At 68.5% G+C, this 25,082-nt stretch carries 28 protein-coding genes; 7 read left to right on the top strand and 21 right to left on the bottom strand.

Annotation, left to right across the window (positions count from 1 at the left end; all coding sequences use genetic code 11):
* Positions 1-6 precede the first annotated feature (6 nt).
* Both AX676_RS13275 and AX676_RS13270 read left to right on the top strand, forming a co-directional pair.
* Positions 7-543: a GNAT family N-acetyltransferase gene (locus tag AX676_RS13275; protein WP_066481512.1), complete on the top strand. Its 537-nt coding sequence runs from the start codon at positions 7-9 to the stop codon at positions 541-543.
* 29 nt (positions 544-572) lie between these two features.
* Positions 573-1,922 (top strand): cytochrome P450, encoded by a 1,350-nt coding sequence (locus AX676_RS13270; protein WP_066481509.1) that lies wholly within the window; start codon positions 573-575, stop codon positions 1,920-1,922.
* A gap of 191 nt (positions 1,923-2,113) precedes the next feature.
* Here AX676_RS13270 and AX676_RS13265 read toward each other — a convergent pair whose 3' ends face one another.
* The 13 genes from AX676_RS13265 to AX676_RS13205 form a co-directional block, all read right to left on the bottom strand.
* A complete protein-coding gene (locus tag AX676_RS13265; RefSeq protein WP_066481507.1) occupies positions 2,114-3,523 on the bottom strand; it encodes a UdgX family uracil-DNA binding protein in 1,410 nt (469 codons plus the stop codon).
* Positions 3,524-3,534: 11 nt separating this feature from the next.
* Complete coding sequence (locus tag AX676_RS13260) at positions 3,535-4,782, bottom strand: putative DNA modification/repair radical SAM protein (RefSeq protein WP_066481505.1); 1,248 nt, start codon at positions 4,780-4,782, stop codon at positions 3,535-3,537.
* A 46-nt stretch (positions 4,783-4,828) separates the two neighbouring features.
* Entirely contained in the window at positions 4,829-5,350 is a 522-nt protein-coding gene (locus tag AX676_RS13255; protein WP_066481503.1) for a DUF2306 domain-containing protein, read from the bottom strand.
* A gap of 61 nt (positions 5,351-5,411) precedes the next feature.
* Entirely contained in the window at positions 5,412-5,813 is a 402-nt protein-coding gene (locus tag AX676_RS13250; RefSeq protein WP_066481498.1) for a hypothetical protein, read from the bottom strand.
* A 39-nt stretch (positions 5,814-5,852) separates the two neighbouring features.
* On the bottom strand, positions 5,853-6,389 hold the full coding sequence (locus AX676_RS13245) for a demethoxyubiquinone hydroxylase family protein (RefSeq protein WP_066481496.1): 537 nt from the start codon (positions 6,387-6,389) through the stop codon (positions 5,853-5,855).
* The gene (locus AX676_RS13240; protein WP_066481494.1) at positions 6,386-6,862 is read right to left on the bottom strand and encodes a disulfide bond formation protein B; all 477 of its coding nucleotides are present in this window, start codon (positions 6,860-6,862) and stop codon (positions 6,386-6,388) included. Before AX676_RS13240 ends, AX676_RS13245 begins: the two co-directional genes overlap by 4 nt.
* Before the next feature lie 19 nt (positions 6,863-6,881).
* Positions 6,882-8,261, bottom strand: a complete 1,380-nt coding sequence (locus AX676_RS13235) for a S41 family peptidase (protein WP_066481492.1) — start codon at positions 8,259-8,261, stop codon at positions 6,882-6,884.
* A 100-nt stretch (positions 8,262-8,361) separates the two neighbouring features.
* On the bottom strand, positions 8,362-9,558 hold the full coding sequence (locus AX676_RS13230) for a murein hydrolase activator EnvC family protein (protein ID WP_082730914.1): 1,197 nt from the start codon (positions 9,556-9,558) through the stop codon (positions 8,362-8,364).
* A gap of 6 nt (positions 9,559-9,564) precedes the next feature.
* Positions 9,565-9,987 (bottom strand): 23S rRNA (pseudouridine(1915)-N(3))-methyltransferase RlmH, encoded by a 423-nt coding sequence (locus AX676_RS13225; RefSeq protein ID WP_066481491.1) that lies wholly within the window; start codon positions 9,985-9,987, stop codon positions 9,565-9,567.
* A 22-nt stretch (positions 9,988-10,009) separates the two neighbouring features.
* Positions 10,010-10,330, bottom strand: coding sequence for a ribosome silencing factor (gene rsfS / locus AX676_RS13220; RefSeq protein ID WP_066481486.1), 321 nt, complete (start codon positions 10,328-10,330; stop codon positions 10,010-10,012).
* A gap of 77 nt (positions 10,331-10,407) precedes the next feature.
* The gene (locus AX676_RS13215) at positions 10,408-11,052 is read right to left on the bottom strand and encodes a nicotinate-nucleotide adenylyltransferase (protein WP_269450172.1); all 645 of its coding nucleotides are present in this window, start codon (positions 11,050-11,052) and stop codon (positions 10,408-10,410) included.
* A gap of 156 nt (positions 11,053-11,208) precedes the next feature.
* A complete protein-coding gene (locus tag AX676_RS13210; RefSeq protein WP_066481481.1) occupies positions 11,209-12,246 on the bottom strand; it encodes an aldo/keto reductase in 1,038 nt (345 codons plus the stop codon).
* A gap of 117 nt (positions 12,247-12,363) precedes the next feature.
* On the bottom strand, positions 12,364-13,641 hold the full coding sequence (locus AX676_RS13205) for a glutamate-5-semialdehyde dehydrogenase (RefSeq protein WP_443026095.1): 1,278 nt from the start codon (positions 13,639-13,641) through the stop codon (positions 12,364-12,366).
* Between the two features lie 35 nt (positions 13,642-13,676).
* On the opposite strand from AX676_RS13205, the gene AX676_RS13200 reads away from it, so the two are divergent.
* A complete protein-coding gene (locus tag AX676_RS13200; RefSeq protein WP_066481475.1) occupies positions 13,677-14,753 on the top strand; it encodes a DUF3667 domain-containing protein in 1,077 nt (358 codons plus the stop codon).
* A gap of 33 nt (positions 14,754-14,786) precedes the next feature.
* Here the strand turns inward: AX676_RS13200 and AX676_RS13195 are convergent, their stop codons facing one another.
* The 6 genes from AX676_RS13195 to galE form a co-directional block, all read right to left on the bottom strand.
* Entirely contained in the window at positions 14,787-15,182 is a 396-nt protein-coding gene (locus AX676_RS13195) for a hypothetical protein (RefSeq protein ID WP_231726680.1), read from the bottom strand.
* A 59-nt stretch (positions 15,183-15,241) separates the two neighbouring features.
* Positions 15,242-15,598: a hypothetical protein gene (locus tag AX676_RS13190; protein WP_156437794.1), complete on the bottom strand. Its 357-nt coding sequence runs from the start codon at positions 15,596-15,598 to the stop codon at positions 15,242-15,244.
* Positions 15,599-15,648: 50 nt separating this feature from the next.
* A complete protein-coding gene (gene ftsH / locus AX676_RS13185) occupies positions 15,649-17,601 on the bottom strand; it encodes an ATP-dependent zinc metalloprotease FtsH (protein ID WP_066481472.1) in 1,953 nt (650 codons plus the stop codon).
* A 67-nt stretch (positions 17,602-17,668) separates the two neighbouring features.
* The gene (gene tilS, locus AX676_RS13180; RefSeq protein WP_066481469.1) at positions 17,669-18,670 is read right to left on the bottom strand and encodes a tRNA lysidine(34) synthetase TilS; all 1,002 of its coding nucleotides are present in this window, start codon (positions 18,668-18,670) and stop codon (positions 17,669-17,671) included.
* Positions 18,671-18,674: 4 nt separating this feature from the next.
* Complete coding sequence (locus AX676_RS13175; protein ID WP_082730917.1) at positions 18,675-19,562, bottom strand: tetratricopeptide repeat protein; 888 nt, start codon at positions 19,560-19,562, stop codon at positions 18,675-18,677.
* Between the two features lie 59 nt (positions 19,563-19,621).
* Positions 19,622-20,623, bottom strand: a complete 1,002-nt coding sequence (gene galE, locus AX676_RS13170) for a UDP-glucose 4-epimerase GalE (protein WP_066481676.1) — start codon at positions 20,621-20,623, stop codon at positions 19,622-19,624.
* Between the two features lie 237 nt (positions 20,624-20,860).
* Between galE and msrA the strand changes: the two genes are divergently transcribed.
* Together msrA and AX676_RS13160 are read left to right on the top strand one after the other, a co-directional pair.
* The gene (gene msrA / locus AX676_RS13165; protein ID WP_066481463.1) at positions 20,861-21,406 is read left to right on the top strand and encodes a peptide-methionine (S)-S-oxide reductase MsrA; all 546 of its coding nucleotides are present in this window, start codon (positions 20,861-20,863) and stop codon (positions 21,404-21,406) included.
* Between the two features lie 78 nt (positions 21,407-21,484).
* Positions 21,485-21,760 carry a hypothetical protein gene (locus tag AX676_RS13160; RefSeq protein ID WP_066481452.1) on the top strand — a complete coding sequence of 92 codons (276 nt, stop codon included), beginning with the start codon at positions 21,485-21,487 and terminating at the stop codon, positions 21,758-21,760.
* A gap of 17 nt (positions 21,761-21,777) precedes the next feature.
* Here the strand turns inward: AX676_RS13160 and AX676_RS13155 are convergent, their stop codons facing one another.
* On the bottom strand, positions 21,778-22,713 hold the full coding sequence (locus tag AX676_RS13155) for an L-threonylcarbamoyladenylate synthase (RefSeq protein WP_066481449.1): 936 nt from the start codon (positions 22,711-22,713) through the stop codon (positions 21,778-21,780).
* A 45-nt stretch (positions 22,714-22,758) separates the two neighbouring features.
* Here AX676_RS13155 and AX676_RS13150 point away from each other — a divergent pair, with 45 nt between their 5' ends.
* Both AX676_RS13150 and sugE read left to right on the top strand, forming a co-directional pair.
* On the top strand, positions 22,759-24,483 hold the full coding sequence (locus AX676_RS13150) for an acyl-CoA dehydrogenase (protein ID WP_066481440.1): 1,725 nt from the start codon (positions 22,759-22,761) through the stop codon (positions 24,481-24,483).
* A gap of 25 nt (positions 24,484-24,508) precedes the next feature.
* Positions 24,509-24,829 carry a quaternary ammonium compound efflux SMR transporter SugE gene (gene sugE / locus AX676_RS13145; protein WP_066481437.1) on the top strand — a complete coding sequence of 107 codons (321 nt, stop codon included), beginning with the start codon at positions 24,509-24,511 and terminating at the stop codon, positions 24,827-24,829.
* Between the two features lie 12 nt (positions 24,830-24,841).
* Here the strand turns inward: sugE and AX676_RS13140 are convergent, their stop codons facing one another.
* The gene (locus tag AX676_RS13140; RefSeq protein WP_066481434.1) at positions 24,842-25,069 is read right to left on the bottom strand and encodes a hypothetical protein; all 228 of its coding nucleotides are present in this window, start codon (positions 25,067-25,069) and stop codon (positions 24,842-24,844) included.
* Positions 25,070-25,082: the final 13 nt, after the last annotated feature.

The following is a 25,082-nucleotide window of genomic DNA, read 5'->3' as shown; positions in this document are numbered from 1 at the left end:
TGCGCCATGCCCATCGACACGCCCAGCCTGCGCATCGCCACCGCCGCCGACGTCGCCGCACTGCATCGGCTGGTCGAGGGCGCCTATCGCGGCGACAGCGCGCGGCGCGGCTGGACGCACGAAGCCGACCTGCTCGACGGCCAGCGCACCGATCCGCAGGTGCTGGCCGACATGATCGCCGACCCGCACCAGCGCGTGCTGCTCGCCGAGAACAACGGCACGCTGATCGGCTGTGTCGGCGTGCGCTTCGAGCCGCCCGCGATCGGCTATCTCGGGATGCTGAGCGTCGATCCCGCGCACCAGGCGGCTGGGACCGGGCGGCAACTGATCGCCACGGCGGAGGCACTGGCGCGCGACACGTTCGGCGCGACGGTGATGGAGATGACGGTGATCCGCCAGCGCGGCGACCTGATCGCCTATTACGAGCGGCGCGGTTATCGCCTGACCGGCGAGATGCGCGCGTTTCCGCTCGACGACCCGAGCTTCGGCATTCCGCGCACCCGCGACCTCGTCTTTGTCGTGCTCGCGAAACCGCTCGCCTGAAGCCGGGGCGACGCGGTAGGGTCAAAGCCATGGAGTCGCCCGCGTTCGTGCCCGTCCACCCGCCGCGAACCGACCGGCTCGCGCCCGTCTGGGCGGCGTTCTTCGGCGAACGGTCGCGCAATTCGATCATGGGGTGGAGCCATGCCGCCTTCGACGGCTGGTATGTCCGCCGCCAGGTGCTGGGGATGACCGTCCACATCCCCCGCCACCCCGACATGGTCGAACATGTGCTGCTCGGCAATGCCGCCAACTATACCAAGCCGCGCGTGGTCAAGCGGCTGATCGCGCCGCTGGTCGGCGAGGGGCTGCTGAGCGCCGACGGCGAGCTGTGGCGGACCCAGCGTCGCATCGTCGCGCCCACCTTTGCTCCCGGTGCGGTCGCCGCACTGACCCCGCTGATCGTTGCGGCGGCGCGCGCCGCGTCCGGCGGCTGGCCGGACGCGGGCACGATCGACATCGCCCGCGCCGCGACCGACACGACGATGGCGATCATCGCCGATGCGCTGTTCTCGGGCGATCCGCGCCTCAAGACCGCGACCGCCAGCCGCCACATCTCGAACGCGCTCGAAGCCGCCGGGTCGGTGCGCCTGTCGGCGATCCTGGGGCTGCCGCAGATCGGCATCCGCCGCACGGTGCGGCTCGGCCAGCAGGGACGCGTCTTTCTGCGCGACACGCTGACCCGCATCGTGCGCGAACGCGGCCCCACCGGCGGTGACGATTTTCTGGGTCAGATGATCCGTGATCTCCATGCCCGCTTTCCGGCGACGCGCGCGACGATGCTGGCGATCGACAATGCCGCGACCTTCTATGTCGCCGGGCATGAGACGACGGCCAATGCGCTGACCTGGAGCGTCTATCTGCTCGCGGGCGACCCGGTGGCGCAGGCGCGCGCGCGGGCGGAGGCCTTCGATGCGCTGGCCGGCGATCCCGCGACCTTGCCCGACCGGCTGCCCTATCTGCGCCGCGTGCTGGACGAGGCGCTACGGCTCTATCCCCCCGCGCCGCGCTTCGACCGCGAGGCGGTGGCGGCCGACCGGCTGGGCGACCATGCGGTCGCGCCGGGCGACATCGTGTCGGTCTGGCCGTGGCTGATCCACCGTCACCGCCGGCTGTGGGAGGCGCCCGACCATTTCGATCCGGATCGCTTCGCCCCCGAGCGCGCGGAGGGCCGGCACCGTTTCCAGTATCTGCCCTTCGGTGCGGGTCCGCGCACCTGTGTGGGGATGCGCTTCGCCATCGTCGAGGCGCTGGTGATCCTGGCGCACTGGCTCGCCGCCTATCGCTTCGCGCTCGATCCCGCCCATCCGGTCGAACCGGTCGGCACGGTGACGCTACGCCCCGCCAATGGCCTGATGCTGCGCGTGGAGGCGGTGGGCTAGCCGCCGGGGCCATATACCGGGGCCACATACGAAGGTTCATGCCCTGGCTCCGCCGTCACCCCGGCCTTGTGCCGGGGTCCACGTGGCCAAATGTCACAACCGTCGGGACTGAGCGTCCCGTTGGACCCCGGCACAAGGCCGGGGTGACAATGATTTCGACGGCGGCGTCGGTGAATCTCGATCGTCCCCCCTTACCCCGCCGCAATTGCCCGTGCCGCGGCCAGATCGCGCACGAACGCGGCATATTCCGCGTCCGCACGCGCGCGATCGTCGATGCGCAGCAGGAAGCTCGGGTGGATCGTGATGAAGCCCGCCATGCCGCTCGCCAGCGCAATCTCGCGTCCGCGCTCACGTCCGATCGTCACCGCCCTGCCGGTCAGCGATCGCGCGGCGCTCGCGCCCAGTGCAACGATCAGGCGGGGCTGGACCAGCGCGATTTCCTGGTCGATCCACCAGCGGCACGCCTCGATCTCGCCCGCATCGGGCTTGGCATGGATGCGCCGCTTGCCGCGCGGCTCGAACTTGAAGTGCTTGACGGCGTTGGTGACATAGGTCTCCGCCCGCTCGATCCCGGCCTCTGCCAGCGCGCGGTCGAGCATCTGGCCCGCCGGACCCACGAACGGCCGACCGGCCAGGTCCTCCTGATCGCCGGGCTGTTCACCGACCAGCATCAGGCGGGCATCGCGCGGCCCTTCGCCGAACACCGTCTGGGTCGCCGGCTGCCACAGCGGACAGCGGCGGCACGTGGCGGCCTCGGCACGCAGCAGCGACCACGGATCGCCATTGCCGGGCACGTCGGGGGGGCGGGCGGTCGTCGCGTCTGGGGAAGCCTCGATCATGGCATGCTCACGCTGGCGGGCCTCGGCGATCAGCCCCTTCACCAACGCGGTTTCCGGCATATTGTGCCAGTATTTGCGCGGCATCTCCTTCATCATCGCGCCGATCTTGACGCGCGCGGGGTTGAAGGTCGCGGCATAATAAGTCTTCCACGCCGCCTCGACCGGATCGTCGTCGGGTGCATCGCCGCGCGTCGCGCCCGGCCCCTCGCGCAGCGCGCGCGTGTCCCAGTCGATCGTGATTTCCGGCGTCAGGATCGTCCATCGCATCGTGTTGAACCGATCGACGAAGAAGCGCGCATTGTGACGGACGATGTGATGTTCGGGCTCGAACCAAGCGACGTAGCGTTCACCCTGATCGTCGACGAGCTGGCGGAAGCGGACAAAGGCGCGCATCTTGTGAATGTCGCGGCGCACGCCCTGCGCCATGCGTTCCAGCGTGCGCAGCGCCGGGTCGGCGCGATCCTCGATCAGGCCCGGCTGATCCGACAGCCGCACCAGCATTGCATAGAGCAGGGCGAAGCGTTCCGGCGCGGCGTGCATGACGACCGAGCGCGCGAGATCAAGGAAGCGGCGCGACACGCGCAACGCATCCGGCGCGATGCGCGCCGCGGGCAGCGCGGCATCGGCGGCAAACAGGTCGCCTGCCGCGTCACCCACGCGCCATGCCACCTCGCCCGGCGCAACGCCGGCCAGGGCGAGCGTGCGCGCGGCATCGCGCCAGCCGTCAAAATCATCGGGTGCATCAAGGGTGATTTGATGCACGGCGCGCGTCTTCAGGCGGCGAACAGCTCGAGCTGACGCGTCGCCGCAGGCGGCGTTCGCGGCTGCAACGCGCAGTCGGCCAGCGCGACCGGCCGCCAATCCTCCGCGATCAGAAACGGGCGGACGCGTGCGACCGACACGGTCAGGCGCGCGACATCGTCCAGCCGCAGCCGCCGCCAGCGCCGCGCGGTCACGATCGCGTTCACCGCCTTCACCCCCAGCCCCGGCACGCGCAGCAGAGCCTCGCGCGGGGCGCGGTTGACATCGACCGGAAACCAGTCGCGAAACTTGAGCGCCCAGGCGAGCTTGGGATCGATATCGAGCGGCAGCATTCCGGTCGCCCCGTCCGCCGCATCGGCCACTTCGCGCGGCTGAAATCCATAGAAGCGTATCAGCCAGTCGGACTGATACAGCCGGTGCTCGCGCATCAGCGGCGGACGCTGGAGCGGCAGCACGGCGCTTGCATCCGGGATCGGGCTGAATGCCGAATAATAGACGCGACGCAACGCAAAGCGGTCGTACAGCGATGCGGCCTTGCCGACGATGTCGCGATCGGTCGCCGCATCCGCCCCGACGATCATCTGGGTCGACTGGCCACCCGGCGCGAAGCGGGGCGCATGCCGGTAGCGCTTGCGCGCGTCGCGATGGTCGACGATCGCGTCGCGCATGTCGTGCATCGCGCCCTCGATCCGCGCGACCGATTTTTCGGGCGCCAGCCGGGCGAGCCCGCCTGCCGTCGGCAGCTCGACGTTGATCGACACCCGGTCGGCATGCCGCCCCGCCGCCGCGACCAATTCGGGATCGGCGTCCGGGATCGTTTTCAAGTGGATATAGCCGCGGAAATCATGGTCCTCGCGCAGCGACCGCGCGACCTCTACCAGCTGCTCCATCGTGTAATCGGAGGTGCGGATGATGCCCGAGGACAGGAACAGCCCCTCGATATAATTGCGCTTGTAGAAATCGAGGGTCAGGTCGACGACCTCGCGCGCGGTGAAGCGGGCGCGCCGCACGTTCGAGCTTTTGCGATTGATGCAATAATGACAGTCGAAGATGCAGCTGTTGGTCAGCAGGATCTTGAGCAAGCTGATGCAGCGGCCGTCCGGCGCATAAGCGTGGCAGATGCCCATGCCTTCGGTCGAGCCCAGCCCCCTGCCCCCGCGCGAATTGCGCTTGGCCGTGCCGGAGGATGCGCAGGACGCATCATATTTGGCCGCGTCGGCCAGGATTTCGAGCTTCTGCCGGATGTCGAGCTGCGCCATGCGTTCCTTTTATGTTCGCATCGCGCGCCTGTCGAGCACGAAGCGATCAACCGAACAACCACTGACCGAGCAAACGGTTGAACGGAAAGGTGAAAAAACCGGCGATCAAGAGCGCGCCGGTTACCATCGAACGGACCGCGCGGCGGTGGCGCGCGACGCGGTGGGTACGCGCCGTCCACCAGATCAGCGGTGCCTGGATCAACGTCCAGGCCGACAGCGCGTGGATGAAGCTGAACCGCCCGTCATTAGCGTCGCGAATCCCGAAGCTGATCAGCGCCGTCGCGGTCAGCGCGACGACCCATATCCGCCCGAGCCAGCGATGCCGGTGGTCCCCGCGCCGGCCGAGCAGCATCAGCGGGGTCAGCCCCAGGGCGACCAGGATCGTCCCGAGATGCAGCCACACGAACGGCGGCACGCGGCCCCACTGGGTGGCACCGCGAGCAAGCGCGACCAGCACCGCCGCCAGCAGCACCAGCGCCGCGATCGCCAGAAATTTTTCGTAACCGTCTGCCGCCAGCGGCCGGGCGCGGTTCGCCCCGAACGGCTGTGCATTCGCCTGTGTCGCCATGATCGTCCCCCGACGATGTTGCCCCGTGGCGAAGCCTATGCCGGGTGCAGGCGACGCGCAATCACGGCAGCGGGATGTTCGATTCCGCCTTCTTGCGCGCGCGGCGCTCGGCGCGATAGGCATCGGCGCGCTCGCCATAGCATCCCGTCGCCCCGCCCAGCCCGACCGCCGAGCAGCTGCCGATGCCGGCCTCGGTCGCCTCGACGCCAGTTTCCTGCTGCTGCGCCCAGCTTTCGTTCTCCGGCGTCACCTCGAACTCGCGCAACTCCTTGGGGATGCGGAAACGCTCGGCCTCGTCGCGGCGGACGCAGACATAGATTTCCTGGCCCGCATCGTTCGTCGGGCACTTGTCATCGCCATAGATCACCAGCGTACCGCCGCGCACCTGCGCATGAGCCGGCGCGGCCAGCGGTGGCACCGCCATCATGCCGGCGAGGAGCAGCGAATTGACGATCAGCTTCATGGTCTACTCCTCGAACGCGCCGGCCAGTGTCCGACGATGTCAGATACGTTTGGATACCGCAATCGCGGCACGACATCCCGCCCGGATTACGGCGGACAGCACCGGATAACCGGGGGTGCGTTCGGCGCCCGCCTGAAGCGCGGCCTCCTTGTGCTCCAGCTCCTCGTCGCGGAACGCCGCAACTGCGGCGGCGAGCTCGGGATCGGTATCGCCGATCTGGTCGAGCTGTTCGCGGTAATGCGCGTCGATCTCGGTCTCGACCGCGACCGTGCAGGCCATCGCGGCCTCCGGCCCGATCGCGGCGGTCACCACGCCCAGCGCATATCCCGCCACGTCCCACACCGGCTGCAACAGCGTCGGCCGCACGCCGCGCTCGGCGATCAGCCGGTCGAAAAAGGCGCGGTGACGCTCTTCCTGGCTTGCCATGCCGGCGATCTCGCGCGCGGCGGGGTGGCGTTCGCCCATCACCGCCAGCTGCCCGGCATAGATGCGGGTCGCGCCATATTCCCCCGCCTGGTTGACGCGGATCATCGCGGCGACATCGATATCGCGGTCGCCCGGCTTTGCGGCGTTCATCCCCGTCTCCTTTGTCGCAACAACATCCATATGGCGATCGCGCCGCCCAGCGAAAAGAGGGCGTTGAATCCCGCCAGCGAGATTCCGAAAAGCGTCCATTGCGGCGCGTCGCAACGCACCAGCGGCGCGTTGAGGATCGCGGTCAGCGTGTCCTGACCCGGCGTGAAGCTGGCCGTGCAGGCGGTGATCCCTTCCCACCAGTGATATTCGACCCCCGCGTGGAAAATGCCGATCGCACCGCTGATCGCGATCGCGACCGCCGCCAGCGCGACCAACGCCCGCCTGTTGACCCGGCCGGGAACGGCATATGCCATCGCGGCGAGGACGATGGCGGCATAATGCGGCCAGCGTTGCCAATGGCACATCTCGCACGGATACAGGCCACCCAGATATTGCGAGCCGAGCGCGCCCGCCATCAGGGCAAGCGGCAATAGGAGCGCGAGCGTGCGCGCGGGGGCCAGACCGTCCGTCATTGCGTTGATCGCGCGGGGATCAGCGCGTCCCCGCCTTTGCCTTGGCCGCGGGCTTGGCCGCCGGCTTGACCGGGGCCTTGGCCGGCGCCGCGGCAAGCGCGGTCTTCGGGCCGAGCCGGCTCACCGACTGAAGCGCATAGTGCAGCTGGAAATCCTTGATGCCCTGCTTTTCGAGTTGATCGGGCGTCGCGCTGAACCGCGGATCGTCCTTGGCGTCTTCCTCCAGCACCTTGTTGTCGACCTTGGCCTCGTTGATCAGGTGACGGCGCAGGTCCGCCTCGCGGAACACCGGGCGCGACTTATAATCCGGATCGGACAGCTGCGGCACGACCAGATCGGGCTCGATCCCGCCTTCCTGAACCGACCGCCCCGACGGGGTGTAGTAGCGCGCAGTGGTGAGCCGCAGCGCGGTTTGCGGGCCCAGCTGCTGCAGCGTCTGGACCGACCCCTTGCCGAAGGTGCGCTCGCCCATCACGACGCCGCGGTGATGATCCTGGATCGCACCCGCGACGATCTCGGACGCCGAAGCGGTGCCCGCATCGACCAGCACGACCACCGGCAACCCGCCGGTCAGGTCGCCGGGCTCGGCATAGAAACGTTCGATGTCGTTCTTCTCGCGCCCGCGCTGCGACACGATCTCGCCATGATCCAGGAACGCGTCGGAAACCTCGATCGCCTGGCTCAGCAGCCCGCCGCCATTGTCGCGCAGGTCGATGACATAGCCGAGCGGCTTCCGGCCCAGCGACTTCTCGATCGCCAGGATCGCGGCGCGCGTATCGGCGCCCGTGGACGCGGAGAAAGTGTTGATATTGATGACGCCGACATTGTCCTTCACTTCCCACTTCACGGGCTTCTGGACGATGATCTCGCGCACCATCGAGACTTCGATCGGCTTGTCCTGTCCGGCGCGGACCAGCGTCAGCGACACCTTCGTCCCGGGCGGGCCGCGCATCTCGCCGATCGCCGCGTCCAGCGTTTCGCCGAAGATCAGCTTGCCGTTGATGTGGGTGATGTAATCGCCCGCCTTCACGCCCGCGCGGAACGCCGGCGTGTCCTCGGTCGGCGAGATGACCTTTACCGCGCCGTCCTCCTGCGTGACCGTCAGCCCCAGCCCGCCATAATTGCCCTCGGTCTGGATGCGGAGATTCTCGAAATCGAGCGCATCGACATAGGAGCTGTGCGGATCCAGCGCAGCCAGCATCCCCTGGATCGCGCCCTTCATCAGCGTCTTGTCGTCGACCTTGTCGACATAGCTCGACTTGACGCGGCTATAGACGTCCATGAACGCGTCGAGCTCGCGGAAACTGTCGGTATCGACCTGCGCCATCGCGCTGGTCGCCACCGGAACCAGCGCGAGCGCGCCGACGATCGCGGTTGCCTGAAGAAGCGGGCGGAACATGGCGATGACTTTCAACCTGTTGGCGTGACGGCGCACGATAGCGCCATTCATCCCGCCTAGCAAAGGCGCGTCATGCTGAACACAGGCTGAAAACCGCGCCTCAACCGACCAGTGCCGCGACATCGACCGGCACGCCGTTGCGGCGCAGTTCCAGCATGATCCGGCCGTCGTCGCGCGCGCCCGCCCGGCCGACCGCCGCCCCCGCCCCGACATGATCGCCGCGCGCGACGTCGATCGCGTCCATTCCAGCGATCAGCGTCGTCCAGCCCGATCCGTGATCGAGGATGACGATGCGGCCATAGCTCCGGAACGGGCCTGCGAAGATCACCTGGCCGGCGGCGGGCGCGACGACGCCCGCGCCCGGCGCAACCGCCAGCGTCAAACCGCGCGCGCGCACCCCGGCATCGGAAGCCGCACCCAGCCCGCCGACGACGCGGCCGACAACGGGCAGGCGATAGACGCCGCGTTCGACGACGCCCGGATCGCCCTCCCCTGCCTGCCGCGGCCGGGGCAGCGGGCCCGCGAGCGCGCTCAGGTCGGCCGCGATCTCGCCCGCGGACCGGGTTTCGTCGATCGTTTCGACCAGCTCGCGTGCTTCCTCGGCCAGCGCAAGCGCGCGATCCGATTCGCGCAGCGCGCTTTGCGCCAGGCGGCGCGATCGCAGCCGCTGCTCGGCCTCCAGCGCGACCAGTTCCAGCCGCCGCGCGTCGAGCCGGTCGCGGCTCGCGGTCAGCGCCGCGACGGCGCGCCCGGCATCGCCGCGCAGCCGGCGCACCTGTTCGACCTCGCGACGGACATCGGCGCTGCGCGCGGCGATGACCGGGGTCACCGTGCCCAGCACCGCGCGGACATGGACGATGTCGCTCGTCGACCCCGGCTGCGCAATGCTGAGCACGCTGGGGCGGCTGGCGAGCGATTGCAGCGCGGCGACCAGCCGCACGATCACGCCCTGCCGATCCGCCAGCCGGTCGCGCGCATCCGCCAAAGCGCGTTCGACCAGCACGATCCGCGCGCGACCGGCGGCGATGTCGGCCTGTGCGGCGCGGATCCGCGCCTCGGTCGCGGCCTGGCGCGCGGCGGCCGCGCGGGCCCCGTCGCGGGCTGCGGCGGCCAGCCGGTCGAGCTCGCGTGCGCGTGCATCGGCGGCGGCGGCCTGCGCCTTGGCGGTGCGCAGCCGGTCGCGCTGGGCATCGAGCGACGGCCCCGCCACCGGCGGCTGGGTCGCGAGCGCGAGACCCGCCGCGCCGGTCGCGGTGGCGGCGATGGCAAGGCAGGACAGGGCGACGAGGCGGCGCATCACGCGTCAGCCTTCGCGATGATAAGGGTGGTTGGCAAGGATGCTGGCCGCGCGCCACAGTTGTTCGGCCAGCATCGCGCGCGCCATCAAATGCGGCCAGGTCAGGCGGCCGAAGGAGAGGAGCAGATCTGCCTCGGCCCGCGCGGCATCGTCGAAACCGTCGGCCGCGCCGAGCATGAACCGCGTTTCGCGCACACCCGCGTCGCGCCAGTCGCCCAATCGCTGCGCCAGGTCGCGCGAGGGCAGGTTCACGCCCTTTTCATCGAGCAGGACGAGGCGGCTGTTCGCCTCGCGCGGCGGCGGTCGCCCCCCGGTGTCGGGCAATTCGGTGACCCGCACGGGCCAGGTGACGCGCTTCAGATAGCGGTCGACCAGCTCGGCCTCCGGCCCGCGCCCGATGCGCCCGCGCGCGACGATGTGCAGCAGCACGGCGGGCGGTGCCGGGCGCGGGTCAGGCGGTGCCGGCGACCGGCGTCGTGTCCCCGAACGCCCACATCCGCTCGAGATTATAGAAGCTGCGCACTTCCGGGCGGAACAGATGGACGATGACGTCGCCCGCATCGATCAGCACCCAATCGGCGGTCGGCAGCCCTTCGACGCGGGCCGACCGGCCGAACTGCGCCTTGATCTTCTCGGCGAGCTTGGTCGCCATCGACGCGACCTGGCGCGTCGACTTGCCCGACGCGATCACCATGTAATCGGCGATGCTCGATTTGCCCGCGAGCGGGATCGACACGGTTTCGACCGCCTGGTCATCGTCGAGCGACGACATCACGAGTTGATGCAGCGCCGCGACCGGGTCGGGGTCGGACGAGGGGGACGCCTGAACGGGTATAGCCAAGGGAGCTCCTAGGGTTGGGATGATCGCGTGCCGGATGTTGGGGACGGCAAAAATTGCCGGTGCCAGGCGGGATCCGCGGCACGAAGCCGGGTCGCGGAAGTCGGATCAGGGCGGAAGCGCAACAGCACGAGTGCCGGCAATCTCCAACGCGTCCAATGCTTTGCCTGGCCTGCGGGCCGCACGGAGCGCCGCAGCCAACCCATCGCAACACCTGCATGGGCATCCCCATCATAGCCTGGCCGCGCGATTACCGCAATCGGAACCTGTCGCGCGATATCGCGCCAGCCCCGCCATTCGTGGAAATGGACCAGATTGTCCGCGCCCATCAGCCAGATGAAGCGATGGCGCGGGTAAAGTCCCGGCAGCTTGTCGAGCGTGTCGACGGTATAGCGGGTCTTCAGCCGCCGCTCGATCGCACTGACCCGGATCGGCGCGTGGCGCGCCATCCGCCGCGCCGACGCCAGCCGCGCCTCGAACGGCGCCATGTCGCTGACCCCCGATTTCAACGGATTGCCGGGCGAAACGAGCCACCACACCTCGTCCAGACCCAGCGCCCGCAGCGCGTGGAGCGACAGGTTGCGGTGGCCGCGATGCGCGGGATTGAACGACCCGCCCAGCAATCCGATGCGCTTCATCGCCCGCCGGGATGCCAGTGCGCGTGCGCGCGCGCAAGAAGAGGTGCATTACCAAGGAAAGGTGAACCGTCACCCCGGCCTTGCGCCGGGGTCCCGCTCCTCTTCTGCAAGCACGGAAAAGCGGGACCCCGGGTCAAGCCCGGGGTGACGACCGAATTGTCGACGACGCCCGCCTCACGCCCCATGCGGGGTCTGGGCGAGCATTTCGGCGCGGTAGCGGCCCTGCATGGTGAACATCCAGCCGGGATATTCGGGCGGCAGCGCGCTGACCGCGTCAAGCGCCGCCAGTTCGTCGCGCGTCAGCTCCAGCGTCGCGGCGGCTAGATTATCGTCAAGCTGGTCGACGCGCTTCGCCCCCATGATGACGCTGGTCACGACCGGCTGATGGAGCAGCCAGGCGAGCGCGACCTGCGCGATCGAGCGGCCATGCGCGTCGGCAATCGGCGCCATCGCCTCGACGACACGGTCGGCACGGGTCTTGTCGAGCGGAGGAAAATCGAAATTGACCCGCCGGCCCTCGGCTTCGGCCCCGCGATATTTGCCGGACAGATAGCCGCCCGACAACGGGCTCCACACCATCAGCCCGACTTGTTCCGAACGCAGCATCGGCACGATCTCGCGCTCCAGGTCGCGGCCGCCGATGGTGTAATAGGCCTGGAGCGTCTCGAAGCGGGCAAGGCCCTGCCGCTCGGAAATGCCGAGCGCCTTCATCACCTGCCACGCCGCCCAGTTGGAGACGCCGATATAGCGGACATGCCCGTGCTGGACGAGCGTATCGAGCGCGCGCAGCTGCTCTTCGATCGGCGTCACCGGATCCCAGCCGTGGATCTGGTACAGGTCTATATAGTCGGTATCGAGCCGCTTCAGGCTTTGCTTGACCTGTTCCATGATGTGCGCGCGCGACGCGCCGCGGCCGTTGGGGCCATCGCCCATCTGGCCGAACACCTTGGTCGCCAGGACGACCTCGTCGCGCTTCAGGCCAAGGTTGCGGATTGCGCGGCCGGTGATCTCTTCCGACACACCCGCCGAATAGACATTGGCGGTGTCGATGAAATTCACCCCGGCATCGACCGCCCGTCGCACCAGCGCGTCGGCGTCATCCTGCTGGAGATTGCCGATCGGCTCCCAGAAACCGCCCCCGCCAAAGGTCATGGTGCCAAGGCAGAGTTCGGAAACGAACAGGCCGGTATTGCCGAGACGATTGTAGCGCATGGGTGATGCTCCCGCGAAAAGAGGTCCAGGAATCAAGATTCGAGCTGGAGGAACGGGCCGGGCGGCCCGACCAAAAGATGGGGATCGCGGCGGCCGCTGGCAAGGCGGCGTACCTGATCAGGCGCGCGCTTGGCCGCTGCCGATCACCAGCCACTTGTAAGTCGTCAGCCCCTCGAGCGCGACAGGTCCGCGTGCGTGCAACCGCCCGGTTGAAATGCCGATTTCCGCGCCGAGCCCGAACTCGCCGCCATCGGCAAACTGGGTGGAGGCGTTCCACATCACGATCGCCGAATCGACCCCGGCCAGGAAGCGGCGGGCGGTGGCTTCATCGGCGGTGATGATCGCGTCGGTGTGATGCGACCCGTGCCGGGCGATATGCGCCATCGCGCCGTCGACGCCATCGACGAAGCGTGCCGACAGGATCGCGTCGAGATATTCGGTGTCCCAGTCCGCATCCCCGGCAGGCCGCGCACGCGGCTCGAGCGCGCAGACCGCACTGTCGCCGCGCAGCTCGCAGCCGCTGGCGACGATGGCGGCAAGCAGCGGCGCAGGTGCCGGATAGGCGCGGTCGATCAGCAGCGTCTCGGTCGCGCCGCAAATGCCGGTGCGGCGCATCTTGGCGTTGACGACGATCCGCTCGGCCATCGCAGGGTCGGCGGCGGCGTCGACATAGCTGTGGTTGATGCCGTCCAGGTGCGCGAGCACCGGCACGCGCGCCTCCGCCTGGACGCGCGCGACCAGCGACTTGCCGCCGCGCGGGACGATCATGTCGATCCGCCCGGCCGCGCGCAGCATCGCGCCCACCGCGGCGCGATCGGTGGTCGGCACGAGCTGGACCGCGTCGACGGGCAGCCCCGCGCTGGCCAGTCCCTCAACCAGCGCGGCGTGGATGGCACGGTTGCTGTCGCGCGCCTCCGATCCGCCGCGCAGGATCGCGGCGTTGCCCGACATGACGCACAGCGCACCCGCATCCGCGGTCACGTTGGGCCGGCTTTCGAAGACGATGCCGATGACGCCGATCGGCACGCGCACGCGCCGAAGCTGCAGGCCGGTGGGCGCGGTGCGCGAATCGATCGTCTCGCCCACGGGATCGGCGAGGCCGGCGACCGCTGCGACCGCATCCGCCATCGCGGCGACCCGCGCGGAATCGAGCCGCAACCGGTCGAGCATCGCACCCGACAATCCCGCCGCGGCAACCCGCGCCATGTCCTCGCTGTTCGCGGCGACGATCGCATCCGACGCCGCGCGGATCGCGTCAGCGCCCGCGCGCAGCCCGGCGGCCTTGGCGTCGGTCGCCATGCCCGCAAGCGCGAGCGACGCGGCGCGTGCCCGTGCCGCCATGTCGTCGATCAGTGCATCCACATCCATTGGGCGCAATCCCGTTCCACTCGACACTCGCATCGCGCGGATGGCGATGATAGTCCAGCGTCATGGGGGATTTGGAAGCAGCGGCCGACATCGCCACCGGCGGCCTGATCGGCCATACGATCGAGCCGCGCGCGGGCGACGCCACAAGTGTGCATGCGGGCGCGCACGGGGCCTGCCTCAATTGCGGCACCGCGCTGACCGGCGCCTTCTGTCACGCCTGTGGACAGCAGGCGCACGTCCACCGCACGCTGGGCGCGATCTGGCATGACATCCTGCACGGCGTACTGCATTTCGACGGCAAATTATGGCGCACGCTGCCGATGCTGGCCTGGCGACCGGGCGAGCTGACCCGGCGTTACATCGCCGGCGAGCGCGCGCGCTTCGTGTCGCCGATGGCGCTCTTCCTGTTCTCGGTATTCACGATGTTCGCGGTGTTCTCGATCGTCGGCCTGTCGCCGCCGACCGACATTTCGTCCGACACCGCCATCCGCGCGGGTATCGAGGAAACGCACAAGCGGATCGCTGACAATCGCCGCGAGGCGATCGAGGATCGCGACAAGCTGGGCGCGGCCGACCCGAAGCGCGCCGAACTCACCAAACAGATCGCGGACTATGAGCGCGACTATCGCGAGCTTGGCCGGATGCTGCCGGTCATCGACGCACGCGGCAGCGGCAACCGGATCATCGGCGGGATCGAGACCGGGTGGAAGCGGCTCGACAAGGGGATCGAAAAAGCGAACAAGAACCCGGGCCTCGCGCTCTACAAGCTGCAGTCGAACGGCTACAAGTTTTCCTGGTTGCTGATCCCGCTGTCGCTGCCGTTCGTCTGGATCATGTTTGCATGGCGGCGGCAATATCATGGCTATGACCATGCCGTGTTCGTCACTTATTCGATCGCGGCGATGTCGATCCTGTTCACGATCCTGTCGGTCGCCGCGACGATCGGGCTCGGCGATGGGTGGATCTTCGCGATCGCGACCTTCGTCCCGATCCTCCACATGTACCGCCAGCTTCGCGGCGCCTATCCCTCGACGCGGTTCCGGACGATCGTGCGCACCCTGTTCCTCAGCCTGATGATCGTTTCCTTCATCTTCCCGCTATTCCTCGTGGCGCTCCTGGGGCTGGGGTTGCTCGGCTGAGCGCGACGGGTCCGGCGCGTCACTTGGCCGAAGCTACTTGGCCGGGCAGGGGAAGCGCTTTTTCATCATCGCATAGAACGCGGCCTTGACGCTGGTGGTGCGTGCGGTCGCGGCCGGGATCGCCTCGAACTCGGCGATCAGGTCACGCGCGTTGACATTGGCCTTGCCCGCCGGGGGCGGACAACTATGCGCCTGACGGCCCGCCGCCTTGTCGCGCGCCAGGTCGGCACGATAGTCGGCACCCGCTGCCACAACCTCGTCCCTCAGCAGCTTGATGTCGGGCGACCCCATCGCCAGCAGGCCCTTGGCGCGCAACGCCCGCGACTTTGTCAGAAACTGCTCGACCGTCATCGCCTGGGCCGCAACCGGCATCGACAACGATCCGCAGATCAGGACCGCGAGGGACCGGCGCAAACGCAATTTGCCCATGATGAAGCTCCGTTTCGCAAAGCCCGGCGCAAGCCGGGATCGCGGAGGTGGTTGCGAGATCAGCAGGGGTAGCGGATCGCCATCAGGCGGAAGAGGCCGTCCTGGACCGGAATCCGCCGCGCCTCCTCGGGCAGCGTCTCGATCAGCGGGATCAGCTCGCGCGACGTCAGCGTCACCTGGCCCTTGGGCGGCGGGCAGCTGTGGCGCGGCTGGCCCGGGGCCGGCCCGGCGTCGATCATCGCGCGATAGGCCGCACCCGCCGCCCCCAGCTCGCGGTTGAGCAGGTCGACATCGGCTGGGTCGGGCGTACCCGGCGCTTCAACGCGTTTGAGCACCGGCAGCAGGCCGTCGAGCGTCAACGACTGGGCCAGGACGGGCACCGGCGATGCCAGCAGGGCAAGAAAAAGCCCTCCCACGGCGAGTGCCGCGGGAGGGCGATTGTCGGTCACGGCCGCCACCGGTGGGGTCACGCGCCCTGCGGGGCCGGATTGCCGAACGGCCCCTTGGGACGCCGCGTCTTGGGGATCGACGTGCCGGCTACGCCCGTCGGCGTCGCCACCGCGCCGGTATCCGGACGACCGATATCGTCACCGGCGACCAGCCGCTTGATCTCGTCGCCCGACAGCGTTTCATATTCGAGCAGCGCGCCGGCCAGCGTGTGGAGCTGATCGACATGATCGGTCAACAGCTGCTTGGCCTTGTCATAGCCCTGCTCGACGATACGCTTGATCTCTGCATCGATGGCGAGTGCGGTTTCGTTCGACATCGACGAATTCTGGTTGCGCGAATAGCCGAGGAACACTTCCTCCTCGCCCTCCGAATACATCAGCGGGCCGAGCTTGTCGGACATCCCCCAGCGCGTCACCATGTCGCGCGCCAGCTTGGTCGCATACTGGATATCTCCGCTCGCGCCCGACGACACCTTGTCATAACCGAAGATGATCTCCTCGGCGACGCGGCCGCCCATCGACACCGCCAGGTTCGCGTACATCTTGTCGCGATGATAGCTGTAGCTGTCCCGCTCGGGCAGGCGCATCACCATGCCCAGCGCGCGGCCGCGCGGGATGATCGTCGCCTTGTGGATCGGGTCGGAAGCCGGCTCGTGCAGCGCGACGATGGCGTGACCCGCCTCGTGATAGGCGGTCATGCGCTTCTCGTCCTCGGTCATTACCATGGAACGGCGTTCCGCGCCCATCATGACCTTGTCCTTGGCTTCCTCGAATTCCTGCATCGCGACCAGGCGCTTGCCCTTGCGGGCGGCCATCAGCGCGGCCTCGTTGACGAGGTTCGCAAGGTCGGCACCCGAAAAGCCCGGCGTGCCGCGCGCGATGGTGCGCGCCTCGACATCGGGCGCCAGCGGCACCTTCTTCATGTGAACCTGCAGGATCTTCACGCGTCCGTCGATGTCGGGACGCGGCACGACGACCTGCCGATCGAAACGGCCCGGACGCAGCAGCGCAGGGTCGAGCACGTCCGGGCGATTGGTCGCGGCGATGATGATGATGCCTTCGTTCGCCTCGAACCCGTCCATCTCGACGAGCAGCTGGTTGAGCGTCTGCTCGCGCTCGTCATTGCCGTTGCCCAGGCCCGCGCCGCGATGGCGGCCGACCGCGTCGATCTCGTCGATGAAGACGATGCACGGCGCGGACTTCTTGGCCTGTTCGAACATGTCGCGAACACGGCTTGCACCGACGCCGACGAACATCTCGACAAAGTCCGAGCCCGAGATCGTGAAGAACGGCACGCCCGCCTCGCCCGCGATCGCGCGGGCGAGCAGCGTCTTGCCGGTGCCGGGCGAACCGACCAGCAGCGCACCCTTGGGGATCTTGCCGCCCAGCCGCGCAAACTTGGTCGGATCCTTCAGAAACTCGACGATTTCCTGCAGCTCCTCGCGCGCTTCGTCGATGCCGGCCACATCGTCAAAGGTGACCTTGCCTTCCTTTTGCGTCAGCAGCCGCGCGCGCGACTTGCCGAAGCCCATCGCACCCGAGCCCGAATTCTTCTGCATCTGGCGGATCACAAAGAAGGCGATGCCGAGCAGCAGCAGAAACGGCAGCGAGTTATACAGCAGCACCATCCAGATCGACGTGCTCTCCCGGGGCTGACCGTTGATCACGACCCCGGCCTCGCGCAGCCGGTTTGTCAGCTGCGGGTCCTGGATTGCGACGGTGCGGAACCGCTGGTCGTTCGAGAAGCTGCCGGTGATCACGTCAGGCGACACGTTGACCGACTTGACCTGTCCTTCCTCGATCCGGTCGAGGAAGGTCGAATAGGGGATCGATTCGCCCGAACCCTGCGAGCTGCGCGTGTCGAGCAGCGACACGAACAGCGCGAGCGCGAGCAGAACGCCGACCCAGATCAGCAGGCTCTTCATCCAGGGATTGGTGCCGTTGTCGGGCTGCTTGTCGTTGTCATTCATGGGGCGCGATACCTTTCAGCCTCCCAAGATAAGCGCGCGCGGGTTAATGGCAATGGAACAAAGCCGATCAGCCTGATCGACGCGACGGTTCTGTCCGAAATTGCCAGATCGCGCCGCGCGGCGTCACCAGAACCCCGCCCTGATTGGCCGGCGCGCCCGACTCGACCATGTCGAGCAACGATTCGATGCGAGTCGCGGTGTCGAATTCCGGGCTTTCCACGCCCGCACGTTCGCGCACCGCCAAAATCGCACGCCGGACGAGGCGGCGGCGCAGTTCGCGCGGCAGGCCCGTCAGGTCGAGCGCACAGTCGGCCGCGTCGCCCCCCGCACGCTGCCGGTCGGCCCACAGCCAGTCGGTGATCGCGGCCAGTTCGTCATCGACCTCGGCCAGTGCCCGCGCGCTGCGCGCCAGGCGGTCGGGGTCGAGCCACGCCTCGCGGACCAGCAGCGCGCGCACCCGCGCCCGCTCGAACCGCTGATCGGCGTTGCTGGGGTCGTCGACAAAGGGAATGGCGGCGGCCTCGACCAGCGCGCGCAGCGCCTGTCGCCGCCAGCCCAGCAGCGGACGGAGGACCGCGACCTCGCCCGGCACATGGCGTGCCGCCGGAATGCCGCGCAGCCCCGGCAGGCCGGTACCGCGCGCCAGTCGCATCAGCAGCGTTTCGGCCTGGTCGTCGGCGTGATGCGCGGTCAGCAAGACAATAACACTCTCCGCGTGCGCCCAATCGCCCAGCAGTCGATAGCGCAGCGCGCGCGCCGCCGCCTGCGCGCTGCCGGCGTCGGGCGCGTCCCGCGGCGTGAGAATCGCGTGGGGCACGTCATGCGCGGTGCACCAGTCGGCGACCATCCGCGCTTCGTCTGCGGCGGCGGCGCGCAGCCGGTGGTCGACGGTGGCGGCACGGACCTGCCCCGGCCACGCCGCGACTGCCAGCGCCAGCATCGCCATGCTGTCCGCGCCGCCCGACACCGCCAGCCCGATCCGGTCGCCGGCCATGAAGTCGCGGCCAAACAGCGCGGTCACGTCGCCCCGGAACCGCTCGACCGCCTGCGGATCGAGCGCCGCGGTCACGCGCTCACTTGCACTTGGCGGCCGCCTTGCCGCGATCGACCTCGGCCTGCTGCTCCAGGCTGATCTTGCCCGGATATTCGCTTTCGAGTGCGGTATAGACCTTGCAGATCTCCGCGGGTGCAGCCTTCAGAGATTGCAGCGCCTTGCTGAGGTAGAACAGGCTGTCGGCGGCGCGGTCGCCGGTCGGCAGCTTGACGTAATTGTCGTAGAACGCCTTGGCGGCATCCTGCGGCTTGCCGCCGTCGAGATAGGCGCGGCCGAGCAGGTTGCGGGCATAGCTGGCGCGGCGATGGTCGGGATGGGCCGCGACGGCCTTTTTCAGCTGCGTCTGGGCGGCCGGATACTGTTTCGCCGCCCACAGGCGATAGCCGTAGATATAGTCGTCCTCGCCCGCGTCGCCGGTGTCGGGCTTCTCGACTGCGGAGGCCGCCGCCGTGCCGGTTGCGGTGGCGGGTGCGGCCGCGCCCACCGTCGGCACGATCGCGGGCGCGTCCACCGGGACGGCGGCGCGTTCGAGCGCGGTCAGGCGCGCGTCCGTCGCCTTCTTATAGGCGTTGAACTGCTCCTCGATCTGGCGCAGCCGGAACTGGGTTTGTTCGATCTGGCCGGTCAGCGTGGTGAACTGACCCTCCAGCGCATCGACACGCGCCTCGAGATTGGCGATCGGGCTGGCGATCGGCGCGCCCGGCGGTGCGGTCGTGGTCTGTGGCGCGGTGATCTGCGGCTCGACGGTCGGCGCGGCACCATTGGGGAATACCTTGCGCTGGACTGCGCGCATCTCGCGCTCCAGCCGGTCGACCCGGGGTTCGAGACCGGACTGGGCAGCCGCCGGCGGGGCGACGCCGATGGCGAGCAGGAGCAACGCGGCACGGGCGGGGATCGAAATCATCATGGCACCGGTCATAGCCAGAAGCGCGGGCGGCTGAACAGGGGGGATCGATCCGCCCGACGTCATGCCGTCGCGCGCTCGGCCAGCGCGCGCTCCCATGCCAGCGCATCGCGCACGATCCGGTCGAGATCGTCATGGCGCGGCCGCCACGGCAACGCCGCCAGGATCGCCCGGTTGTCGGCGACCAGCGCCGGCGGGTCGCCCGCACGCCGCCCCTCCAGCCGCCGCTCGATCTTCACATTGGTGACGCGGTCGACCGCGTCCAGCACCTCGAGCACCGAATAGCCGCGCCCATAGCCGCAATTGAGCGTGTGGCTGACCGCAGGATCGCCGATCAGCAGGTCGAGCGCATCGACATGCGCCGCCGCCAGGTCGCTGACATGGATATAGTCGCGCACCCCGGTGCCGTCGGGCGTTGCGAAGTCGGTCCCGAACACCCCGACATGCGCGCGCTTGCCCGTCGCGGCCTCGACCGCGACCTTGATGAGGTGGGTGGCCCCCGCGGTCGACTGGCCCGATCGCCCTTGGGGGTCGGCACCCGCCACGTTGAAATAGCGCAGCGCGCAATAGTTGATCGGATGCGCCGCCGCGACGTCGTTCAGCATGATTTCCGTCATCAGCTTCGACATGCCATAGGGATTGATCGGCGCCTTGGGCGCTTCCTCGCGCACCGGCACGACCTCTGGAATGCCATAGGTCGCCGCGGTCGACGAGAAGATGAAGTGGCGCACCCCGCACGCGACCGCACTTTCGATCAGCGAACGGCTCGCGGCGGTGTTGTTGCGGTAGTATTTGAGCGGATCGCTGACCGATTCGGGCACGACGACCGATCCGGCGAAGTGCATGATCGCGGTGATCGCATGTTCCCGAAGCGTCACGCGCACCAGCGCCTCGTCCTCGATCGCGCCCTGCACCAGCGTCGCGCGTGGATCGACCGCCCAGGCAAAGCCCGTGACGAGATTGTCGATCACCACCACCCGCCAGCCCGCATCGCAAAGCGCCAGCACCGCGTGGCTGCCGATATAGCCCGCGCCGCCCGTCACCAGCACCGCCCCGTCGCGCATCATCGCTCCTTCATTTCCGAATCCAGCCCAGTCCGATGATCCGGCCCTAGAGCGGAACGCCGCCGGATTGAAGCGGATCGCGGGGACTTTGGGGTTTTGCGGGAGCATTTTCCGGCCCCCGCATGAACCAGTTTCCTGCCCGCGCGCCCCGCGTATGGATTCGATGCCCGGACGATCCCGCTTTTCGGTGCCCCCGCCCGTTCCTATCTGAAAGGCCGAAGCGAAGGAGATTTCGACATGGCGACTGAATATGCCACTTTGGCCGGCGGCTGTTTCTGGTGCACCGAGGCGGTGTTCAAGGACGTGATCGGCGTAACGTCGGTGGAAAGCGGCTATATCGGCGGCCACGTCGCCAACCCGACCTATCGCCAGGTGTGCGGCGGCGATACCGGCCATGCCGAAGCGATCCGCGTCGGCTTCGATCCGGAACAGGTCAGCTACGCCGACCTGCTCGACATGTTCTTCGCCACGCACGACCCGACCCAGCTGAACCGTCAGGGCAACGACGTCGGCACGCAATATCGTTCGGCGATCTTTCCGCATTCGACCGAGCAGGCCGATGCGGCGCGCGAAGCGATCGTGCGCAACGCGTCCGAATGGCCGGCGCCGATCGTCACCACGATCGAACCGCTGGGCGAATGGTATCCGGCGGAGGATTATCACCAGGAATATTGGCAGGGCGAAGGCCAGCGGAATCCCTACTGCCTGGCGGTAATTCCCCCCAAGCTCAAGAAGTTGCGCAAGAGCTTCGCCGACCGGGTGAAGGCTTCCGCGACCATCTGAGCGGAACCGCGCGGCCGGGTAAAGGGTTCACCGTCGTCCGCCACGCATCCTCGCGTGGGCGGCCGATGGAGAAACAAGATGCGCAAGCAACTGGCGGCCGTCATCGCCGCGACCCTGATCCTGCCGCTGGCTGCCTGTGGCGGCGATGGCGACGATGCGCTGGCCGAGCGCGCCGAGGAAGCGGCGGAGGCCAATGCCGAAGCGATGGAAGCCGCCGGTGCCAACGAAACGGTGACCGATCGGATCGAGGACGCAGGCGAAGCACGCGCCGACGCGATCGACGATGCCGACCCGGACGTCGACGAGATGACCAGCGATCAGCAGAACGCAATGGTTAGCGGTAACGCCATGTAAAGGCTGAAATGGCCGGCTCAGCGCGCTGCGGCGCGCGCGAGCCGGTCGTTGATCGCCTCGCCGATCCCGTGCGCCGGCACCGGCGCGACCGCAATCGCGCAGGCGTCGCTCGCATCCGCGCGGTGCAGGGCGTCGAACAGCCTCGCCGCCGCCTCGATCAGATCGCCCGACGCCGACAGGCTATCGTCGCCGGCAACCTCACCGAAGCCGATCAGCCACTCGCCCGCGCGCGGCGCGGTCGCGTTCAGGCGCAGCGGCTTGGCCGGAGCGTAATGGCTGGCCAGCTGCCCCGGCGCACTGATCGCGACATCCCCCGCCGCGCGCGCATAGTTCAACACCTCGCCCGGGATCGGGCCCGGCCGCAGCACCTGTCGTCGCGCCGGATCGACGATGGTTGATTCAAGTCCGCCCGGCGTCGCGCCGTCGTCCAGAATCAGCGGAATGCGTCCGCCCAGGCTGGCGGCGACATGCTCGGCCCGCGTCGGGCTGATCGTGCCGCTGGCATTGGCCGACGGCGCCGCCAGCGGACGTCCGGCGGCGGCTAGCAACGCGCGCATCGCCCGGTGCGCCGGGCTGCGGATCGCGACCGTGCCGAGACCGGCCGTCACCAGCGCGGCGACCGGCGCGTCGGCCGCCAGCGGCAGCACCAGGGTCAGTGGGCCCGGCCAGTATCGCTCGACCAGAGCCAGCGCCTCGTGATCGAAACGCGCAATTCCCTTTGCCTGATCAAGGTCGAGAACATGCACGATCAACGGATTGAAACTGGGTCGCCCCTTGGCGGCATAGATGCCCGCCACCGCGTGCGAATCGGTCGCGTCTGCGGCCAGACCATAGACAGTCTCGGTCGGCACCGCGACGCAGCCGCCGTCCGCGATCACCCGTGCGGCGGTATCGATCGCCGCCGCGCCGTAGGGTAAGATGCGGGTCGCGAAACTGGGATTTGGCGCGCTCACCCGAGCGGCCTATAGCTGCGCCGAAGCCGCGACAAGAGAGGACCGATGACTTTCACCCCCGCCACCATCGAACAACGTTTCGTCCTGGATACCGTCGTCCGCATCGACGAATTGGCCGCCAGCGACCGCTTCGGCGCCGCCAGCCCTGACCTGGTTGACGCCGTGCTCGAAGGGGTCGGCCAGTTCGCGGCCGGGGAATGGGAACCGCTCGACCGGGTCGGCGACACCGTGGGGGCAAAATGGACCGATCAGGGCGTGGTCATGCCCGCAGGCTTCCGTGCCGCGTACCAGGCCTATGTCGAGGGCGGCTGGGGCACGATCGGCTCGCCCGAGGCGTTCGGCGGCCAGGGCCTGCCCTTCGCATTGTCGACCGCGGTGCTGGAGACGCTGGGCACCGCCAACATGAGCTTCGCGCTGTGCCCGACGCTGACCGTCGGCGCGATCGAGGCGCTGGCGCATCACGGTTCGCCCGAGCAGCAGGCGCTCTATCTGCCCAAGCTCGCGACCGGCGAATGGACCGGGACGATGAACCTGACCGAACCACAGGCGGGATCCGACGTCGGCGCGCTGCGATCGAAGGCGGAACCGCGCGACGACGGGACCTTCCGGATCACGGGCACGAAGATCTACATCAGCTTCGGCGACCATGACCTTGCCGACAACATCGTCCACCTGGTGCTCGCGCGCACCCCGGATGCGCCGCCGGGCACCAAGGGGCTGAGCCTGTTCCTGGTGCCCAAATATCGCCTCAACCCCGACGGCACGCCGGGCGCGTTCAACGATGTCCGCGTCGTGTCGATCGAGCACAAGATGGGGCTGCACGCCTCGCCCACCTGCGTCCTGTCGTTTGGCGACAATGGCGATTGCGTCGGCGAGCTGATCGGGGCCGAAGGCGGCGGCATGCGCGCGATGTTCACGATGATGAACAATGCGCGGCTGAACGTGGGTTTGCAGGGCGTCCAGGTCGCCGAGCGCGCGACGCAGAAAGCGGTGCACTACGCCCGCGACCGCATCCAGTCGGCGCGCGCCAACGGATCGAGCCGCGAGCCGGTGGCGATCATCGAGCATCCCGACGTCCGCCGGATGCTGATGCGGATGAAGGCGCAGACCCAGGCCGCCCGCGCGCTCGTCTATCTGGCGGCCGGCCAGGTCGATCGCGCGACGTTGGGCGACCGCGAGGCGCAGGCGATGCTCGACCTCTTGACCCCGCTCGCCAAGGCGCACGGCACCGACATCGGCAACGAAGTCGCGAGCCTGGGCATTCAGGTGCATGGCGGCATGGGCTATGTCGAGGAAACCGGCGCGGCCCAGCCGTTTCGCGACGCGCGCATCACGCCGATCTATGAAGGCACCAACGGCATCCAGGCCGCGGACCTGGTCGGGCGCAAGCTCAGCATGGACAATGGCGGCGTGTTCGAGCGCCTCATTCGCCAGATGCTCGACGAAGCTGAGGACGCGACGCTGCGTGATGTGATCCAGCTGGCGGGCGAAACCGGCCGCGCGCTGCTCGCCTCCGACGTCGATGACCGGCTGGCGGCGAGCTATCCGTTCCTGACGATGACGTCGATCGCGGTGTGCGGCTGGCTGATGGAAAAGCAGGCGCGCGCGGTCGAGAGCTTCAGCGGCGACCCGCAGTTCAAGGCGATGAAGCAGGCGGCGTGCCGCTTCTATGTCGAGCAGGTGGTGCCCGAAGCCTTTGGCCTCGCCCGCGCCGCGCGGGCGCCCGCGGCGGTGCTTTATTCGGTGCCGGCGGAGGCGTTTGCCGCCTGAGGCGGATCCGACAGGAGACGCGCGCATGACGAACCCATGGTTTCAGCTCGTGATCGCGGGGCTGCTGGAAGTCGCGTGGGCGATCGGGATGAAGCAGTCGGCGGGGTTCACCCGGCTGTGGCCGTCGGTGTTCACGATCGTGGCGATGATCGCCAGTTTCAGCCTGCTTGCCAATGCGATGCGGGCGCTGCCCGTCGGCACGGCCTATGGGGTGTGGACCGGGATCGGCGCGGTGGGCGCGGCGATCCTGGGGATCGTGTGGCTGGGGGAAAGCGCATCGCTGCCGCGACTGGGCGGCATCGCGCTGATCATCGGCGGGATCGCGACGCTCAAGCTGACAGCCTGACGCGCGCGTCGTTCAGGCGGCGAGCGGTGCAGGCTGCGGCAGGTTGATCCGGATCAGCCCCGCCCCCCGCATGCCGCCATCGTTCAGCGGGATCGCGGTGGCGCAGAAGGCGCATTCCGCGGTGACGCGCCCGACCAGCCAGTGCGTCCGCCCGCAGCCCGGGCAATGATTGGCCTCGTTGGCATGATAGGCCACGCGATACCCGGCGCGGCCGGGCACGACCTTCGTGAATTCGTGCATGACGGCGACTCCT

Origin of the sequence: Sphingomonas sp. CCH21-G11, assembly GCF_001555965.1 — a bacterium.
Taxonomy (GTDB): domain Bacteria; phylum Pseudomonadota; class Alphaproteobacteria; order Sphingomonadales; family Sphingomonadaceae; genus Sphingomonas.
This window is presented reverse-complemented; position numbering and strand designations above follow the sequence as displayed.